Here is a 19,325-nt window from a genome sequence, read left to right on the forward strand (position 1 = left end):
ATTATTTTTGCCGTTATATTTCAATAAAAATAACGAGCAAGTTTGCTCGTCATTTTTTTGTTACATTTATTTTGTTTTTATAAATACAAAAAATTCTACACTTTCTATTTCTATATTTTCATTTGAATTTGTATTATTTCCATTTATATTTTTGAATAATATTTGCACTTTGATATCATTATTCTGATCTGTAAATGTCATATCATTCATATCTAATATATCTTTATTTGAACTATTTTTATGAATTTTTCTTGCTATATCATTTATATTTTTTGTATAGATTTCATCATCATTGTTTTTTATAACAATCTCATCATTACTGTTACTATATCTTACAGAATAGTCCCCATCAAACATCTTTGCACTTTGTGGTTCATAAGTAGTATAGAAAGTAAAATAATCATAATCCTCTATTGATATAATCCTTTCATCTTCTAATATATGGTTAAAGTAATTTCTATTTTGATAAGGATACATATGGTCTTCTTTTAAATCAAAGCCAAACACATCTTCCATCTCACGTAAATCAAAACCATCTGAAAGAAATCTTATATCATCAAGTGAATGATAGTTTAGAAAATATCGTATTATAGAACTAATTTCTCTTTTAGCTTCTTCACTTACATTTTCATTTGGCCTTATAGCCAATGAATCCGATAGTAAATCATTACTTTTAAGTAATTTTTCAAATCTATTATTTTGACTCCATTTTGAAACTGAATAAGCACTTATTGGACCTGTAACAGATATTATAACTATAAGTGTAAGCGATACGGTAAGCCAAATATTCTTTATATCTTTCTTTAGAGAATAGTATACCATAACTCCTGTAACCCAAATCCCTACTGCTATTACAAAATATCTATCTTCTGTTATACCATAAGCATTTATTCTTAAAATTATTGCCCAAAACATAATCCCAATTAAAGGAATAATTGCCTTTGGAAATATTTTTATAAAAGTATTTATCCATCTACTTTGACCTTTAAGTGGGTATATGAAAAATAATACTATAGTCATTATAATTGAATACCACAATACTAAATTACCAATTATATTTTGTGGTAATTGAGATGTAATGATTATTTTTCCAAAATATACATATAAAATAATTGTGTATATAGAAATCAAAGGAAGTACTATATATTCAAGTAAAACCTTTAATACTTTTGGAAAACTTCCAATAGTAATTTCAGCATCTTTCTTTGGAATATCCGCTAAGAAAAATGAAGGTGCAAAAATTCCAGCTACTACAAATGCAATATCAGCAAAAATCTTACCAGGTATGTCTGCATTAAATAATAAATTAATTGTAGTAAGTATTGCTGCAAGCCCTAAATAAAGCACTACTGAATAGACATATGTAACTATAAATCTAGAAAATAACCTTATAACATATAATTCATAATTATGTTTTCTCTTAATATAAGGTATAAAACTAAAGATTATGAAAAAAGCTATCATATATGCTGTATATCTAGTTCCAGAAACATAATCAATTTCTTTTAATAATAAGAAATAATATCCTATTAAAATTATAGGAGTAAATACATGTGCTAAGATTTCAATAGATTTTTTCACATTATCTTTGGTTTCAAAAAATACATATATTGATAAACTAAGTGGTATTCCAAGAGCCAGTATCATTGCTATCCTTGAATATAAATCCCCGTCATCCCTAAATAAAAATTCATTATGATTTATATAAATGAGTACACAAACTGTAAATACTGAATATAATAAAGATATTGGAAATCTCTTTAAGCTTTCTGATATTCTATTAGGTAATTTTTTAAACCCTTCAATGATATTCATAAAATTCACCTCTTTATTTGTACTATATTTCAAGTATATCACAAAAAAGAGACAATAAAAATTGTCTCTAAAATCTATAAATCTTCATTATCCGATTCAACCTCTAAACTATATCTATAATAATCATCTAAAAGAGGTAAATTACAATCACGAGCTCTTGATGGAAACTCAATAACTTGTTCATATGGTGGAGGAACAAGTTCAGCATCTAAATTTTCAGTTATATTTATATCAATTAAAGATTGATTTCCATCATATTGTTTTTGTAATACAGATACGATAATTTCACCTATTTGTCTACCTAATTTTAATCCCTCTGTTAAATCTGCTGGAAAATGAACTCCACCATATAGTCTAGACTTTGAATTTTCTTCTGCTAATTCCTTCAACTTGTCAGATTCAGTAGAGAAGAAATAGCTTAATACAATTTCTACAGCTCCAGCTACCACTGAATGTCCAGAAGGATAAGTTGGAAACTTAGGTGTACATATTTCTGTATATAATTCTTGATCAAGCTGGTTTGGTCTTGGAATATCCCATAAATATTTAAAATACCAAGTAATAACAAAAGCATCATTTATTGCTCCATGAACAGCTGCAAGTACTCTAGATGCTCTTATAGGTCCTAAACCATAAGTGTCTATTAACCTGTCTATTATAGGAGTCCATTGTTTTGTAGCAGGACCATCCCCCCAATATTCCGCTTTTCTTTTTTCAAGTGGTGTAAGATTATCAAGTGTTTCTTTTACAACTAATAATTCTTTATCAAAGTTAAAATTATCAGGAGATAAAATTTCAAACGCAATTTCTTTTCCAGCTAATGTTGTAAACTTGCCTTTATTATTTCTATCAAAATAATAAAGTGGCCATGATCCTGCAAAAGGACTTATTCCTTGAGGAACCCTTTTTTCACCTGCATAAGATAATTCAGACCATTTTCTTTTTAAGTCCTTATTCTTACATTGACTCATACATAATAACCTCCAAAATATGACTTAGTATAATATATGCTAAAGGTTATTATTTTGAGATACTATCTTTTCAACTATCTTAGATATTTTATTTTATTCTATTTTTTAAAACTCCAATTTGCTCTATACTACACTCAACTATATCTCCTGACTTTAAAAACTTTGGAGGATTAAATCCCATGCCTACTCCAGAAGGTGTGCCTGTGGAAATAATATCTCCTGGCTCTAAAGTCATATGAGAAGATAACTCTACTATTATATCTTCTATGGTTTTTATCATATATCTAGTATTTGAGTTTTGTCTTATTTGTCCATTAACTTTAGATAGTATATCTAATTCTATAGGAAACTTAAATTCATCTATAGTTACAATAAATGGTCCAAGTATTGAATAATCATCTAAACTCTTACCTAAAAACCATTGTTTATGATCTTTTTGAATTTTTCTAGAAGTTAAATCATTAAAAATAGAAAATCCAAATATATATTCTTTAATATTTTCTCTTTTAATATTTTTAGCTTTTTTTCCAATAATAACTGCAAGTTCTACTTCATAATCAATTTTAGAATCTAAATCAAATCTTCCATTTATATCTTCTTTTGTAGACTTTATTATATTTGCTCTTTTGCTAAAATAGTTTAATTTAAAATTATTTACATCTATTTCTTGATTGGTTTTACTTATTTCTTTAATATGATCTATATAATTTCTACCAACACAAATTATATCGTGAACTGGTCTTATTATAGGTGAAAGTAATTTGATGTCATCTACATTAATATTAGGTTTACTTTCTTTTATAATTTCGAAATCATCTTTAGTACTATTTTTTATAAAATCTATCATATCTGAAAACTTCTTTGATAGATTAATTTCATTTATATTTAAAACACCCTCATTAGTAAAAATACCAATTTCTTCTTTATTATTATATAGAAATGTAATAATCTTCAAATATTATCCTCCTAATAACATATAAGTTTGCACTTTAATTTCCTTCTATTTGATTTGTAAGTTCAATTATTTCATCAATAACCTTTCCAATATAATCTATTGTTTCATTTAAAGGTTTATCAGTAGTAATATCTACTCCTGCCATTTTTGCAAGTTCTACTGGTGTTTTTGTTCCACCTGCTTTTAATACATTTAACCAATCTTCTACTGCTTTTTCTCCTTCATTTAATATTCTTTTACTAACTTCTGTAGCTACAGTAAGTCCCGCACTATAAGTATATGGATAAAGTCCCATATAATAATGAGGCTGTCTCATCCAAGTTAACTCTGCTCCCTTATTTATCTTTACATCTTCTCCCCAAAACTTTTCTAATGTATTTCTTTTTATTTCGCTTAATTTTTCTGCATATACACTTTCGCCTCTATCAATAATTTTATAAACTTCTCTTTGATAGTGTGCTTCTAATAAATGTGTTACAAAATTATGAAAATAAGTGTTTGTAATCATTGAAGATAAAACCCATCTTTTAAATCTAGGATCATCCTCTTTATTTATCAAATAATTACTTAAAAGCATTTCATTTATAGTTGAAGGTGCCTCTATAAAATAAAGTGAAGGTGATTCATCGAATACATTATTATTTTCTTGAGAAAGTAGGAAGTGACCGCCATGACCTAATTCATGAACCAAAGTAAATACTTCACTCATAAGACCATTCCAAGATAATAATATATATGGATGAACTCCAAAAGGAGTTGCACAAAAACCTCCTGTAGATTTCCCTTTATTTTGAGCAAAATCTACCCATCTTTCATCATATGATTTCATAACCATATTTAAATAGTCTTCTCCCATAACTGATAATGCACCTTTTATATACTCTTTAGACTCTTCTATTGTAACTTCAGGGTCATAATCAGGATCAATAGAAACTTTTAAATCTGCAAAAGTAATTTCATCTAAATTATATATTCTCTTTATTAGTTTAGCATACTTTCTCATATGAGGAGCTAATTTTTCCATAATTATATCTATCTGTCTATCATAAAGCTCTCTATCTACTTTTTGGTCAAAAAGTAAATATTCAAATACAGAATTAAAACCTCTCATGGAACTCATTATTTTTTCTTTTTGTACTTGAGTTTGATATGCAGTAGCTATTGTATTTTTATATTCACCTATTTTATTTGAAAATAAATCAAATGCTTTTCTTCTTAAATCTGTATCTTTATTTCCTTGATAAGAGTTTTCATAAAGTACAAAACTAAGTGGGTATTCAACTCCATTGACCTCAAAGCTTGGAAAGTCCATATCAGCAAGTTTTGCTTGATTATATATATTTTCTGGAGAATCTAAAATTGGTGAAAGACTTGCAAATGATTTTTCAACTTCTGGATTAAGTGTATAAGGTTTACTTCTTTTTATATCTTTTAAATAATTTTTATATTTATCTGTTTTATTTATAGACTCATCTAATATAGTTTCTTTTACTTCTTTTAGTTCACTTTCTATAAATGTAAGTCTACTTAAAATTTCTGAAATCAAGCTATTGTTCTTGTTGAATAAAGTTTGCATATCTGAATCCGTTTGATCAACTGAAACTGCAAGATAAGCATAATTACTTGTTAATATTACATTTTCATATACTTTTTCATATTTTTCAAGACAACTTAATATAGTTGATGAATTATCTAATCTACCTTTATATTCTTTTTCTATTAATCTAGATTCTTTTACCACATTTTCAAGCGTTTTTTCATACTCCCCCTCTGAACTGAAAATATCAGATAAATCCCAAGTAAGTGACTTATCTACTTCACTTCTGTTCTTTAATTTGCTCATTTTATCCCTCTTTCCATCTTTTATATATCTATTTTATCAATATAAATATTATATCATAAATATTTGCAATCGTAAGAATATTCATTTGAGTTTGAAATATTCTTTTAAATTTTCTGGACCAGAAATCACTTCTCTACCAACAAATAGTGTGCCATCAGTTTTTGATTTTACTTCCCACTTAACTAAACTAATAAATCCATTTGAGATCTCTATTGCAGTAATCCCAGTTGGATGTACACAACTACCATCATTGAAATATGGTATATCATCTACTTCTGGGAATATAGGTTTATGGGTATGCCCTGCAATAATCATTTGTTTATTATCTTTAACCCATTTAATTATTCTTTTATCTATTAATTGCCGTTTAGAATAATTTTTAGCAGGACTAGTAGGATCATTTATGCCAAACAACTCTAAATGTTTCCATAATTTACCTACCAGGAATCTTCTCAATTTCCACAGTTTATAATCCAGAAAACTAACTTGATGTCCATGTACTAAAAATATCTTTTCTTTTGTAACCTTATGCTTCAATATCAGACCTTCATGAACTTTTATATTTTCAAAGAGTTTAATATATTCTTGATTAGTTTGACCTAAAAATTGGCATAAGTTTTCTTTTACATATTTTTGTTCTTTTTTTATCATATCATGGTTGCCAAATATAAAATAAAGTCTTCTCCTCTTATAAAATTCAGATAACATACAAAAAGTATCTAAATTAGCATCAATAATATCATCAATATTATTATTTTCCCAAAGTTCATCACCATCTCCAAGTTCAATATAGATATATCCTTTATTTAAATATTTAGATAATGCTGCAAAATAAATATTCTTATTTTTAGAAAAGTTATCAGCATAGCTGCCATCTCCTCTATGACAATCACTCATTATAACTATTTTTGAATGATTATCAAATAATATTTCTTTAGAGGAATTATAAACTTTAGATAAATTTTTTTGACCATACATTTTAGTCTTCCTCTTTACTATCAATATATTTTTGGAGTTCTTTATATATTTCAATTAACTTTTTAGGTCTACCTATATTTAAAACTTCTTTATATAAATCAGGTGACTTTTTATATAATATCTCTAATTTTTCTGGGAAGGTATCATATGCTTCTGTTAATAACTCATATTTATCACATAATTCTTTATTTTTAAATTGTATAATTTTATCTGTTTTTTCATTTCTAGTATAAGGTTGTTCCACATGAGGCTTATCAAATTTTAATCTGATTATATTTCCTCTTTGAACTATTTCAGTATATGAATAATTAGCATTTCTTAATCCTTTTATGAAGCTATTAGTCATATCTCTATTTTTAAATACAATTTTTATATCCATAGTAAGTTCTTCTGGTTCAGAAAACTCTCCAACTCTAAACCCTGTCAACCACCAATGTCTAGATTTTCTTTTAAGAATTGTTCTATTATTCCTTTTCAGAACAAAAGAAATTTCAAGAAAATCTTCATCCTTTACTGCATTATAAAAAGTGCCATTAAAAAAATCAGGTATATCTAAATCTGGACCTGTAGTATAATATATTCCAATTTCAGCCCCAGTACATAAATCATATTGTCCTTTCCAAAATTCTATTAGCCACCTTTTATTATCATATTCAAAATATATTGGCTCACAATCTATTATCATGCCTAGTGGTGCAGCGGCTTCATCATATAATCTACAATATCCCATTTTTCTTTGCCAAGCATCTATATTAGAAAAAAATATATCTTGTCTTTCATCATAAGAATATCCACTTATATCTATAATTTCATCTATCTTTTCTTTATCAAGTGGAGTTTTATATTTTTCAAATAAATTTTTACTATATTCTTTATATTTTTTATAAACTATTATCATTAAGATAATAAATACTAAAAAAAATGATATAAAATAAGAAGAATCTACATTATTTAACATAATATCACCTCGAATATTTTCATATAATATTGTATTCAGAATATAAATATTATGTTAAAAATAGATATGACTACCTATTATAGGTAGTCATATAATTTAATCAATAATATCAAAATTATTATATTTCATAAATCTAATAAAAGCTTTTTTTCCTTCTTGAGTTCTTTTATATACTCCAGCATCTTTTAATACATCCAAGAACTTCATTCCAACTTCTTTTTCTAATATCTCTCTTGCTTCATCTCTATTATTTATAGCACCATATTTATCTACTAACTCAATTATCCAATCCCTATGTTTTTGTATTTGTTCATATTGTTCTAACTTAGATATAAGTTCATTATTTAAAAGAATGTCTTCAATTTTTTCTATTTCTTTTTCAAGTCTTCCTGGAAGTACTGCAAGTCCCATAACTTCAATTAATCCTATATTTTCTTTCTTTATATGATGTAATCTTTGATGAGGATGAAAAATTCCTTTTGGGTATTTTTCATTTATTCTATTATTTCTTAAAACTAAATCTAATTCATACTCATCATTTGAATTTTTTCTTGCTATAGGAGTTATAGTATTATGAGGTTCTCCTTCTGAAAAAGATAATATATCTACACTTTCATCATTATAATTCCTCCAAGAATTTAATATCTTAGATGCTAACTCCACTATATCTTTTTTATATTTTCCAGATAATCTGATAACTGACATTGGCCATTTTACTATACCTATGTTAACGTTTTTAAAGTCATTGGATTTAAACTGTAACTCTATATTAGCTTTTTCCATAGCAAATTTATGATTTCCACCTTGAAAATGCTCATGACTAAGTATAGACCCTCCTACAATGGGCAAATCTGCATTTGAACCTATAAAATAGTGTGGTATCTTTTCTATAAAATCTAATAACCTATTAAAACTTTTTTTTGTAATACTCATAGGCTCATGATTTTCTTTGAATATAATACTATGTTCATTATAATAAACATATGGAGAGTATTGCATATACCAATTTTCATCATTTAACTTTATAGGTATAACCCTATGATTTTGACGTGCTGGATGATTTATTCTACCTTTATATCCTACATTTTCTAAACATAATAAACATTTAGGATATGATCTTTTTGCTTGTAATTTTGCAAGTGCAATATCCTTTGGATCTTTTTCTGGCTTAGATAGATTTATAGTAATTTCTAAATCACCATATTCTGTATTTGTCTTCCAATATAAATTTTTATTTATTCTATCCATTCTTATATAATTAGACGCTTTTGACATTTTATAATAATCTTCAGTAGCTTTTTCTATTCCAGAATTTTTTTCAGTATTCCAAAATTTAGTCGCAATAGCTGATTGTCGTGGAATTAATATTCCCATAATCTTTGCATCTAATAAGTCTCTCATAGATGTTGTATTTCTTTCTATTATTCCTTCTTGATGAGCATAATCCAATATACTTTCTAATATATCTACAGGACTATCTAATATTTCATCTTTAAATTCACCATTATAAGGTTCTTCAATTTTTAATAAATCCATTAAACTATTTCTCATTTGAACCATGTCTAACTTTTCAATCATATCATTTTGATATGCAAAATTTAATAATCTTTCTACTTCATACGATATACCTTTCTTGCTCAAAAAGTTCGCCTCCTATATATATTTCTATATATAGATTATATACTTTAATAACCCTAGTTTACAAGTTATCATTCCTCTCTACTATATCCTACTTTAATTGCTTTTTTAATATAGGTTGTCCCCTACAAAAGTTAAAACAAATAATACAAAGATTATAATACATGCTATTGTATGAATTACAACTACATTATTAGCTATTTCACTATATTCTCTGTTAGCATATTTATCTACAAATATGGATAATGAATAGGGTGGTGGCAATATTAAAAATGTAAAGTATGCATAATCAAATAAAGGATCATTAGTTATAATTTTATTTATTATAACTAATTTAAAGATATATCCCATAATCAGTATAGTTATTATTCTTATAAGGAATAATTTCATACTTTGTTTTATGTATATTTTATTTATTTTAAGTCCAAATCCTATGATAATAAGTATAATAGGAGTTGCAATACTTGATAAATAATTTAATGTAATGTCTACACCTATGAAAAAGGTATTTTCAAAAAATATTTTTTCTATATTCATAATATTTAATAATAATCCTAAAATAATTGAAATTATAAGAGGTGAAGTTAAAAATCCTTTAATTATATGTATGGAAAATCTTTCATTATTAAATTTCATTTTTAATAATGTATAAAATATAAACCATACAAAGAATTCATGTGCTACTCCAAATATTGATATCTTCTCTAAATTTTCAACTCCAAACACAGAGCTAAATAAGGGTATTCCTAAAAGTCCAAAAGTAAATGAAGTAACTATAAATGGTACTAGAGGATGAGCTATATACTTAATTTTATTTAATAAATTACCTATATTATATAATATAATAAGTAATATAAATACTATGAATATAACTAAAAAATACTCCTTTTTAAGAGTCATATCTCTAAAAGTAATAAATAATAATGCAGGTAATGCTATATTTATGACTCCATTTTTTAATTCATCCATTGATTCTTGTTTAACTAAATTTTTTTGTTTTATAATATACCCAAGTGCTATAAGCAAAAATATTGGTATTACTTTTGATATAATTTCTCCCATATTTACATCCATCCTTTAAATATATAGTAATATATACTAACAAGTAGTATATAACAAAATAAGCGAACTAGAAAGTCCGCTTATTTGAAAAAGTTATATTTCATGCTTTTAGCTGTTGATTCATTTTTTACAGCTAGAATTTGACTCATTATAGAGAAAGCAATTTCTTCTGGGGTTTCTCCCCCAAGATCCAACCCTATTGGAGCAAATACTTTTTTTAATCTTTCTCTTTCTATACCTTCTTTAACTAAAGTGTCCATCATGTTTTTACATTTTCTTATACTTCCTATCATACCTATATATTTAGCTCCACTATCATAAACTTCTCTCAAGGCCTTTAAATCATCTTTATGACCTTTACTTACAAGTACGATATATGAATTATCAGATATTGGGTAATTGTTTAATTCTTCTGTTATATCCCCGGTTTTAAGTTCTACGCTATCTGGAAAAATATCACTTTCTATTATTTCTTTTCTAGTTTCAAATACTACTGTTTTAAAATCTAGAAATTCACCTAATTTATATAATCTTTGAGCTATATGACCTCCACCTACTATAAGTAATGTATCTTTTTTATTAAATACTTTTATAAATATTTCAGCTTGTCCTCCACAAGTCATACCTAATTCACCTTTTTCAGTAAGTTCATAATTATATTTTTTACTTTCTCCTGTTTCTAAACATTCTTTAGCACGTTTTAATACATCATATTCAATTTTCCCTCCCCCTATTGTGCCTACAATTGATTCATCTTCTTTTATTACCATCATTGCACCATTTTCTCTAGGGGTTGAACCTTTTGAATCAGTTACTATGGCAAGTGCCACTTTTTTATTCATTTGAATTTCTTTTTTAACTTCTTCAATATATTCAATCTCATACATTTTTTATTCTCCTCTATCTATTATTTTTTTATAATCTTCAATTGTATCTATGTCTATACCTAAATATTTATCGTGAATTTTTATGTAATTTACAATATCAAGGTTGTTTTTTATGACTTCTCTCCCTCCTATATCTCCATTAATCAATAATAACTCTTTTTTCAACAAAGCTGGAAATATAATGGGGTTTCCTCTTTTGCCATTATAAAGAGGAATTATTATCTCTTCTCTCCTTTTCTTAAATTCAGTTATAATCTTATTTATAACTCCTATTGATAAAAAAGGTTGATCTCCTACAAAAAATATGAACCCTTTTGTCCTTTCATCTGCTGATTTTATTCCTAACTTTATAGATTCACTTTGTCCTTTTTTTGCATTATTATTATATATTGAAATAATACCTTGATTTTTAGCAATATCTTTTATTCTCTTATCTCTATAAACTATAATTATATTATCTATTTTAGACCCTTTAACTATTTTTATTGTTCTCTCTATTAAAGTTTGAGAGTTTACCTTTAAAAATAATTTATCACTACCCATTCTCTCTGAAAATCCTGATGCCATTATTATTGCTGTTATCATAGTTCACACCTTCTACAATACTTATTGTAAATGCTTGTTACGAACATATACTTTAAATCTATAGTTTCTTTATTTATACTTCTTGATAATTTACATCCTTTTATTTGAAGTTCTTTGTCATCAGCTTTATTTAGTATAAGTATTTTTTCTGTATTCTCAGGACTATTTTTAAATAATCCATCTTTAGATATTACTAATTTTTTTATTGAATTATTACTTATAATTTCACCTATTTTGGTACCTGTTACAGATGAAAACTCATCTACTCTATGGACATTTTTATTATTTAATAGCATTCCTATAGCATCTATTCCTATAATTCCTATTACCTTTGTAGTTTTACTTGGAATTAATGGTTCATGATAATTAGGGGCTTTTATAGTTTTTCTTTTTGATCCATCTGCTTCTACTATTATTAAATCAAAGATATTTCTTTTAGATATTTCATCTATAAAACTTTTATCTATACCTATTAATTTGTTTTCTGTTGATACATATTCTCCTATGATTGTAATAGTTCCATTTTTTATTTTAGTTATATCTATACTTTCTTTATTTAGTAAAAATATATTATCTATAAAATTTTCTGTTGGATAGTATATTTTAGTAGTTGTGGTTAAAAGTATCTTTAGATTTTTATTTTTACATTCTTTTGCTATTTCATACATAACTGAAGTTTTTCCTCCAGCTCCTACTATAGATATTAAATCTTTCTTTTTTATATTTAATCTATCACTTAATCTCATTATTGTTTTTCCTATATAAATTATACATTATAGCTTCTAATACTCCTCCTGCTACTGCACGTGCTTTATCTGATATTTGGTAACAATATTTTTCTTCGCCTCTTGGATCTACATCCCCTATTTTCATACCTTCATACACATAATAATTATCTCTAATCATACCTCTAATTACTCCTGATATTTTTGTCTCTACTTGACATTCACATATAGTAGCTACTACATCTCCTTTTTCAACTAAAGTTCCTATATCTTTTAATACTTTTATATTTCCATCAGATTTTGCTCTAAGTACTCTTTCCTCTGTAAAACCTCCAATGTTGCCAGGAATTCCCGTATTTGGTTCAGGTGTTCCTTTATAAATTACTTTTCCTAGCATATGACCTCTTTTAGTTTCTACTACTGTTTCCACATCTTCACCTGCTGAAAATCCAGGTCCTACACCTATTACTATATCAGCCATATCTTTATATGTCCCTATATTCTTTTTTGCAAGTATTCCATCTACTATTATTTTAGGTTTAAATTGTTCTATATATTTTCCATCAGGGTCTATCATTACTGGAACTATTCCTTTTTTAATTAAGCTTAAAGATTTATATTTTGAATCTGATAATTTTGCAGTTAAATTTTCTATAGTAATTTCGTCTTCATATACAGCTTCTGAAAAAGAAACTTTCCTTCTAACCATAGATGGATTTTCTTTTTCTAAAAATATAACATCAAAACCACTCATATATAATCTATGTCCTATTCCTGTAGCTATATCTCCCGCACCTCTTATTATTACTAGCATACATTTCACCCTTTCGCTATATTTCTATCTACATAACGACTTTTAAAAAAATTAAATTATATTATTAAAATGTTTTTCAAATAACCTATTCATTTCCATATCTAATTCTTCTATAAAATTTTCATATGAACATATCATTTTTTTTGCATTTTCAGTTAGACTACAACCTCCACCAGACTTTCCACCTATTGTTCTATCTAATAATTTAAATCCCAATTCATCTTCAATCTTTTTTATTATTTTGAAACCTTTACTATAACTCATATTTAAATTTTTACAAGCCATATTTATTGACCCTAATTTATTTATTTGTATAAGTAATTCATAAGGACCTTTACCAAAGGCTTTATTTTCATTTTCTATCCATACTCTATATCCTACCTTCAAAACAATATCCCCCTATTAAATAAAAATACATAGTTATAGTATATCATAAAGCACCATACTATAACTATGTATACAAACTCAAACTACTCTTAGCCTATTTTTTCTTTATCAGCTATTTCTTGTCTTTCTTTCTTTTCTTCATCAATAGTTTTCTTTGGCACTATAATATTTAAGAAAAACACTACTATAGCTGCAATTATAACTGGTGAAGATGTAAATATTTCCGTTACCCATTCTGGAAATTGTTCTAAAGCTCCTGGTACAGTTGTGATTCCCATCCCAAGGGCTATTGCAAGACCAACTATTGAAACATTTCGAGTTGACATTTCATCTTGAGTTATAAGCTTTATACCTGTCATAGTAATCATAGCAAATACTGATATTGTAGCACCACCTAATACTGATTGAGGTATTGTGGTCATAATTGCTCCAATTTTTGGTATGAATCCTGCTAAAAGTATTGTTCCAGCAGCAAGAAGTAATACAAATTTACTTACAACTTTATTCATAGCAACTATACCTACATTTTGGCTATATGTTGCAGTTGGTAATCCTCCAAAAAGCGAACCTAATATACTTGCAGTACCATTTCCTATTATACCACCTGATAATTCACTATCTGTTGGTTCTCTATCAAGTCCTCCTGCAGTTGTAGCTGATAAATCTCCTACTGCCTGAATAGAATTAACTATATACATTATGGACATTGTTATTATTGCTGTAGGATAAAATTTTATTCCAAAATGAAGAGGTCTTGGAATAGCTATCCATCCTGCATCTCCTACTCCAGAAAAACTTATCATCCCAAGTGCTAATGCTAAAATATATCCTGCTATTATTCCCATTAATACTGATGCTAATTTTGTTATTCCTTTTGTGAAATTATTACATATTAATACCACTACTAATGTTACAATAGCTACAGCCCAATTTTTAAGTGAGCCATAATTTGCTGCACCTACTCCACCTGCCATATAATTTATAGCTATTGGATATAGTGATAATCCTATAGTAAGTACTACTGTTCCTGAAACTATAGGAGGGAAAAATTTTCTCAAAGGCTTTATAAATATACCTACTATAATAGCAACTATACCACCTACTAATTGTGCTCCTAATACTCCTGCAATTCCATAGTTATTTGCAATTGATAATACAGTTGGCACATATGCAAAACTAACTCCCATTATAACAGGAAGTCCTGATCCTATTCTAAAATTAGATCTTCCACCTACTGGATAAAGTTGTAATAATGTAGCTATTCCTGCTATAAACATTGCAGCTTGAATTAAAAGAGTTGATTCTCCTGTTGAAAGTCCTACTGCTCCTGCTAAAATTATAGCTGGTGTAATATTTCCTACTAACATTGCTAAAACATGTTGAATCCCAAGTGGTGCTGCTCTTGTAATCGGTGGTCTTCCATATAAATCAAATACTGAATTACTTCTGGTGCTTTTTCCTTCCATCATATTACCCCCTAATATTTTCAGTTTAAATTTTAACAAATCACTATAGTATTAATTATCATTAGTGAGAAGATTAAGCCCAGCTAGATGATTAATCATCTAGCTTAGCAATTTATTATTTTAGTTTAGCTATAGCTTCGATTTCAACTTTAGCATCTTTTGGTATTTTTGCTACTTGAACACATGATCTTGCTGGTGGTTCATCACCAAAATATGTGCCATAAACTTCATTTACTGCTGCAAAATCATCTAAGTCTTTTACAAATATTGTAGTTTTAATTATGTTTTCCATACTACTTCCTGCTTCTTCTAATATTGCCTTTACACTATCAAGTGATCTAGCAGTAGCTTTTTTAATATCATTAATTAATTCACCTGATTCAGGATCCATTGGCAATTGTCCTGAAGTAAATACGAACTCTCCTACTTTTATTGCTTGTGAATATGGTCCTATTGCTCCTGGTGCTTTCTTTGTTGATACTACTGTTCTTTCTACCAAATTAATCTCTCCTTTATTTTTTCTTTTTATTATACGGTGTGTCTTCTAATGGCAATTTCGTTCTAAATTCACCATCATACTTTAAGTATGCTCCTTGTACCGCTGGAGCTGTAGGTATTGAAGCTATTTCACCAATTCCTTTTGCTCCAAATGCAAGAATTTCATTACTCTTTTCTATTATAACAGATTTAATCTCTGGAACAGATGTAGAACGAAATAGTCCTAATTTTCCGAATTTAACTTGAGGTATAGAATCTTTTAATGGATAATCTTCTGTTAATGCATATCCAAGGCTCATTACTACTCCACCTTCAATTTGACCTTCTAAATTCTTAGGATTTATCGCTTTTCCTATATCATGTGCTGCCACTACTTTTTTTAATTTTCCTTCATCATTTAATATAACTAAATGAGCAGCATAGCTATAAGCAACATGACTTACTGGATTATCTTTTTGAGATCCCATAGGATCTGTTATACCTTCATATTCACCATAAAAGTCTTCATCTTCTAATTCCTTAAGTAGTTTTACTTCTAATGATTTTTTTAGTTTTAAAGATGCTCTTCTAACTGCCTCACCTGCAAAAAAAGTTTGACGTGAAGCTGTAGTCATTCCTGAGTTAGGTGTAATAGCTGTATCTGGAGCATCAACAACTACAAGTTCTGGTGAAATATCCACTGTTTCACATAAAATCTGAGTCATTATAGTTCCAAGCCCTTGTCCTATACAAACTGCGCCTACTCTTATGTGTATTTTACCATTTACCACTGATAGTCTACATCTGCCTATATCAGGTACACCAACTCCAAGACCAGTATTTTTTATTCCTGATGCTATGCCTACATAAGTATTATTATCATATTCTTCTTTAAGTGATTCTAAACATTCTACCATTGCTGTAGTTTCATCTGCAATTTGTCCATTCGGTAATATATCACCTGGTTTTATAGCATTTCTATATCTTATTTCCCAAGCAGATAATCCTGCTTTTTGTGCTAAAAGATTAATATTACACTCTGTTGCAAATATTGTCTGAGTTACTCCAAATCCTCTATATGCACCTGCTGGAGGATTGTTAGTATAAACAGCTATTCCTTCTATATCTACATTTTGATAATTATATGGACCTGCTGCGTGAGTACAAGCTCTTTGAAGGACTGGTCCACCTAATGATGCATATGCACCTGTGTCAGCTATTATTCTAGCTTTCATTGCTGTAAGTTTTCCACTTTCATCACATGCTGTAGTAAATTCCATTTCCATTGGATGTCTCTTTGGATGAATTACTAAACTTTCAGCTCTTGTAAGAGTAACTTTCACTGGTTTTTTAGTATCCCAAGCAAGAAGTGCTGCATGATGCTGAACACTCATATCCTCTTTACCTCCAAAACCTCCCCCTACAAGTTTACATATTGCTCTTACTCTTTTAGGTTCAACTCCTAACAACTCTGAACATTCTGACTGAACTGCATATACTCCTTGACAACTAGTATATATAGTTACTCCATCATTTTCTGGAACTGCTAATCCGCTTTCAGGCTCTAAAAAAGCATGTTCAGTAAAAGGTGTAGAATAATGATTTGTAACTACATATTTTGAGTTTTTAATCACTTCATCAACATTACCTTTTTTAAGAAATTGTTTTGATAATATATTACCCTTTTCATGAATTTTTGGAGAATCTTCCTTCATAGCAATCTCAGGTTTAGATAGTGGAACTAATTCTTCATACTCAACTTCTATTAAGTTTAATATTTCATCAAGAGATTCTTTAGTATTAGATGCTACTAATGCAATTCCATCTCCTAAGTATCTTGTTTCTTCTCCTATATCTATAAGAGCAGGCCAATCTTTTTTAAGGTGTCCTATATATCTTTCCCCTGGTATATCTTTTGCTGTGAGCACTGTTTCACAATCCTTATGCTCTAATGCTTTTTCTATATTAATACTTTTAATTAGAGCACGAGGATATTTAGTTCTTAGTGCTTTACCATATATCATTCCTTCTATTTTCATATCATCTACATATTCCCCTGTACCAAGTACTTTTTCATCATTATCTATTCTTTTCATTCTATCTCCAACATTCCCTTTAGACTTTTCGTCTTTTGGAATATTACCTTCTCTAAGTGCTTTTGCTGCAAGTGCTATAGCTTTTTCAATTTTTACATATCCAGTACACCTACATAAATTGCCTACTATAGCTTTTTTAATATCATTTGATGATGGATTAGAGTTTTTATCTATTAAAGCTTTAGCTGATATAACCATACCCGGTATACAGTAACCACATTGAACTGCTCCAGCTTTTCCAAATGCCCAAGTATATATTTCTTTTTCTATATCTGTGAGTCCTTCAACTGTTGTTATTTTTTTACCATCAATTTTAGAAATAGTTAAGATACATGCTTTCATTTTCTTACCATCTACTAATATTGTACATGCACCACATACCCCTTCACCATTACATCCATTTTTTACTGATGTTAAATCCGTATCATCTCTTAGATATTCTAATAATCTCTTATCCTTTTCAACCTCTATTTTTTTTCCATTTAATATAAAGCTATACATATTCATTCACATCCCCTATGAGAGTTTTACTCTATTTATAAGGTATACTTAGAGCATTTGTAGGACATACTGTTACACACAATCCACAACCAAAACATTTATCTACATCTATTTTCCACTCATCTTCAACCTTTATTGCATCATATGGGCAAACCCTTTCACATATTCCACATAATATACATTTATCACCATCAATCGATGGAGGTATAACATGCTCTCTATAATTTCTTTCCTCTATCTTTTTATGTGTTAATCCTTTTATCTCTTCTATATCTTTATAGCCTTTTTCATCTAAAAAATCATTTAATTCTTTAACTATTTTTCCATATATGTCCGGTCCCTTTAATATAGCTTCTGTACAAACTTGAACTGCTGATGCCCCTGCCATAAACATCTCTGCTACTTCTCTTCCATTAGTAACACCACCTACACCAATAATAGGAATATTTACAGATTTTGAAGCATCATATATACATCTAACAGCTAAAGGATGAATTGGAGATCCTGATAACCAACCATATCCTGTTTTACTACCCATTATAGGAAGCCCTGTGTCAGTATCTATAGTCATAACTGGCCCAAAAGAATTAATCATTACAAGTCCATCAGCTCCTGCTTCTTCTAAAGCTTTAGCTATGGTTTGAATATCAGTATGAGGACTCATTTTAACAAATACAGGTACATCTAAAAATCTTTTTGCTGCCTTCATAGCATTTACTATAGGGGTTACATCCGTTCCTACATAATGTGTAGATAGCTCTACTGCATCTGCATAAGGCTTTACCATTGGAGCTAATTTTTCTATTTGCTGTGCAGTATAACCCATACCTATAATAACTGGTAATCCAGTTTCTTTTGCTATTTTATATTCTGTTTCTAACCATTCTTCAACTGAGTGCTCTGACCATAATTCTGTATTTAAAAATCCACTTTTAGTATTTCCCATACAAGGCCTTGGTATATCTGCTGGCTTTACTGAAATAGTTTTTGTGACAATACCACCTGCACCACCATCTGCTGCTTTTTTGCAATAATCACCATTTCTCGCACCTGGACCTGCTGCCGTCATCACTGGATTTGGAAATTCTATACCACAAATATTTACACTTAATTTTGCCATAATATACTACACCTTCCTTTTGAGTGATAGTTTAAAACTATATTAAA

The 19,325-nt window shown here is 28.2% G+C and carries 17 protein-coding genes; all 17 read right to left on the reverse strand.

What is annotated here, in order from left to right:
* Positions 1-66: 66 nt before the first annotated feature.
* Positions 67-1,815, reverse strand: a complete 1,749-nt coding sequence (locus tag D3Z33_RS03850) for a DUF4153 domain-containing protein (protein WP_160196460.1) — start codon at positions 1,813-1,815, stop codon at positions 67-69.
* Between the two features lie 74 nt (positions 1,816-1,889).
* Positions 1,890-2,786: a vanadium-dependent haloperoxidase gene (locus tag D3Z33_RS03855; RefSeq protein ID WP_160196461.1), complete on the reverse strand. Its 897-nt coding sequence runs from the start codon at positions 2,784-2,786 to the stop codon at positions 1,890-1,892.
* Positions 2,787-2,874: 88 nt separating this feature from the next.
* Complete coding sequence (locus D3Z33_RS03860; RefSeq protein ID WP_160196462.1) at positions 2,875-3,741, reverse strand: fumarylacetoacetate hydrolase family protein; 867 nt, start codon at positions 3,739-3,741, stop codon at positions 2,875-2,877.
* A gap of 34 nt (positions 3,742-3,775) precedes the next feature.
* Positions 3,776-5,584, reverse strand: a complete 1,809-nt coding sequence (gene pepF / locus D3Z33_RS03865; protein ID WP_160196463.1) for an oligoendopeptidase F — start codon at positions 5,582-5,584, stop codon at positions 3,776-3,778.
* A gap of 81 nt (positions 5,585-5,665) precedes the next feature.
* A complete protein-coding gene (locus D3Z33_RS03870; protein WP_160196464.1) occupies positions 5,666-6,562 on the reverse strand; it encodes a metallophosphoesterase in 897 nt (298 codons plus the stop codon).
* Position 6,563: 1 nt separating this feature from the next.
* The gene (locus D3Z33_RS03875) at positions 6,564-7,520 is read right to left on the reverse strand and encodes a DUF4474 domain-containing protein (protein WP_243153403.1); all 957 of its coding nucleotides are present in this window, start codon (positions 7,518-7,520) and stop codon (positions 6,564-6,566) included.
* A gap of 96 nt (positions 7,521-7,616) precedes the next feature.
* Positions 7,617-9,161 (reverse strand): UDP-glucose--hexose-1-phosphate uridylyltransferase, encoded by a 1,545-nt coding sequence (gene galT, locus D3Z33_RS03880; RefSeq protein ID WP_160196465.1) that lies wholly within the window; start codon positions 9,159-9,161, stop codon positions 7,617-7,619.
* Between the two features lie 105 nt (positions 9,162-9,266).
* The gene (locus D3Z33_RS03885) at positions 9,267-10,220 is read right to left on the reverse strand and encodes an AEC family transporter (protein WP_160196466.1); all 954 of its coding nucleotides are present in this window, start codon (positions 10,218-10,220) and stop codon (positions 9,267-9,269) included.
* An 80-nt stretch (positions 10,221-10,300) separates the two neighbouring features.
* The gene (locus D3Z33_RS03890) at positions 10,301-11,107 is read right to left on the reverse strand and encodes an XdhC family protein (protein ID WP_160196467.1); all 807 of its coding nucleotides are present in this window, start codon (positions 11,105-11,107) and stop codon (positions 10,301-10,303) included.
* 3 nt (positions 11,108-11,110) lie between these two features.
* Entirely contained in the window at positions 11,111-11,692 is a 582-nt protein-coding gene (mocA, locus tag D3Z33_RS03895; RefSeq protein ID WP_160196468.1) for a molybdenum cofactor cytidylyltransferase, read from the reverse strand.
* Positions 11,689-12,438 carry a selenium cofactor biosynthesis protein YqeC gene (gene yqeC, locus D3Z33_RS03900; RefSeq protein ID WP_160196469.1) on the reverse strand — a complete coding sequence of 250 codons (750 nt, stop codon included), beginning with the start codon at positions 12,436-12,438 and terminating at the stop codon, positions 11,689-11,691. The genes mocA and yqeC overlap by 4 nt, the downstream gene beginning before the upstream one ends.
* Positions 12,425-13,231, reverse strand: coding sequence for a selenium-dependent molybdenum cofactor biosynthesis protein YqeB (gene yqeB, locus D3Z33_RS03905; protein WP_160196470.1), 807 nt, complete (start codon positions 13,229-13,231; stop codon positions 12,425-12,427). The genes yqeC and yqeB overlap by 14 nt, the downstream gene beginning before the upstream one ends.
* Positions 13,232-13,282: 51 nt before the next feature.
* Positions 13,283-13,618 carry a winged helix-turn-helix domain-containing protein gene (locus tag D3Z33_RS03910; RefSeq protein WP_160196471.1) on the reverse strand — a complete coding sequence of 112 codons (336 nt, stop codon included), beginning with the start codon at positions 13,616-13,618 and terminating at the stop codon, positions 13,283-13,285.
* An 89-nt stretch (positions 13,619-13,707) separates the two neighbouring features.
* Positions 13,708-15,087, reverse strand: a complete 1,380-nt coding sequence (locus D3Z33_RS03915; protein ID WP_160196472.1) for a uracil-xanthine permease family protein — start codon at positions 15,085-15,087, stop codon at positions 13,708-13,710.
* A 112-nt stretch (positions 15,088-15,199) separates the two neighbouring features.
* Positions 15,200-15,583 (reverse strand): RidA family protein, encoded by a 384-nt coding sequence (locus tag D3Z33_RS03920; protein ID WP_160196473.1) that lies wholly within the window; start codon positions 15,581-15,583, stop codon positions 15,200-15,202.
* Positions 15,584-15,596: 13 nt separating this feature from the next.
* On the reverse strand, positions 15,597-18,158 hold the full coding sequence (gene xdh, locus D3Z33_RS03925; RefSeq protein ID WP_160196511.1) for a selenium-dependent xanthine dehydrogenase: 2,562 nt from the start codon (positions 18,156-18,158) through the stop codon (positions 15,597-15,599).
* 31 nt (positions 18,159-18,189) lie between these two features.
* Positions 18,190-19,278 (reverse strand): 4Fe-4S binding protein, encoded by a 1,089-nt coding sequence (locus D3Z33_RS03930; RefSeq protein ID WP_160196474.1) that lies wholly within the window; start codon positions 19,276-19,278, stop codon positions 18,190-18,192.
* Positions 19,279-19,325 lie beyond the last annotated feature (47 nt).

Source organism: Senegalia massiliensis (assembly GCF_009911265.1).
Classification (GTDB): Bacteria; Bacillota; Clostridia; order Tissierellales; family SIT17; genus Anaeromonas; species Anaeromonas massiliensis_A.

Bases quoted from the DNA above. Each gene is read 5' to 3' on its own strand.
- D3Z33_RS03890 (WP_160196467.1), bottom strand. From the start codon at position 11,107: ATGTATGAGATTGAATATATTGAAGAAGTTAAAAAAGAAATTCAAATG.
- mocA (WP_160196468.1), bottom strand. From the start codon at position 11,692: ATGATAACAGCAATAATAATGGCATCAGGATTTTCAGAGAGAATGGGT.
- yqeB (WP_160196470.1), bottom strand. From the start codon at position 13,231: ATGCTAGTAATAATAAGAGGTGCGGGAGATATAGCTACAGGAATAGGA.
- D3Z33_RS03885 (WP_160196466.1), bottom strand. From the start codon at position 10,220: ATGGGAGAAATTATATCAAAAGTAATACCAATATTTTTGCTTATAGCA.
- xdh (WP_160196511.1), bottom strand. From the start codon at position 18,158: ATGTATAGCTTTATATTAAATGGAAAAAAAATAGAGGTTGAAAAGGAT.
- D3Z33_RS03915 (WP_160196472.1), bottom strand. From the start codon at position 15,087: ATGATGGAAGGAAAAAGCACCAGAAGTAATTCAGTATTTGATTTATAT.
- yqeC (WP_160196469.1), bottom strand. From the start codon at position 12,438: ATGAGATTAAGTGATAGATTAAATATAAAAAAGAAAGATTTAATATCT.
- D3Z33_RS03850 (WP_160196460.1), bottom strand. From the start codon at position 1,815: ATGAATATCATTGAAGGGTTTAAAAAATTACCTAATAGAATATCAGAA.
- D3Z33_RS03930 (WP_160196474.1), bottom strand. From the start codon at position 19,278: ATGGCAAAATTAAGTGTAAATATTTGTGGTATAGAATTTCCAAATCCA.
- D3Z33_RS03870 (WP_160196464.1), bottom strand. From the start codon at position 6,562: ATGTATGGTCAAAAAAATTTATCTAAAGTTTATAATTCCTCTAAAGAA.
- D3Z33_RS03875 (WP_243153403.1), bottom strand. From the start codon at position 7,520: ATGTTAAATAATGTAGATTCTTCTTATTTTATATCATTTTTTTTAGTA.
- pepF (WP_160196463.1), bottom strand. From the start codon at position 5,584: ATGAGCAAATTAAAGAACAGAAGTGAAGTAGATAAGTCACTTACTTGG.
- D3Z33_RS03855 (WP_160196461.1), bottom strand. From the start codon at position 2,786: ATGAGTCAATGTAAGAATAAGGACTTAAAAAGAAAATGGTCTGAATTA.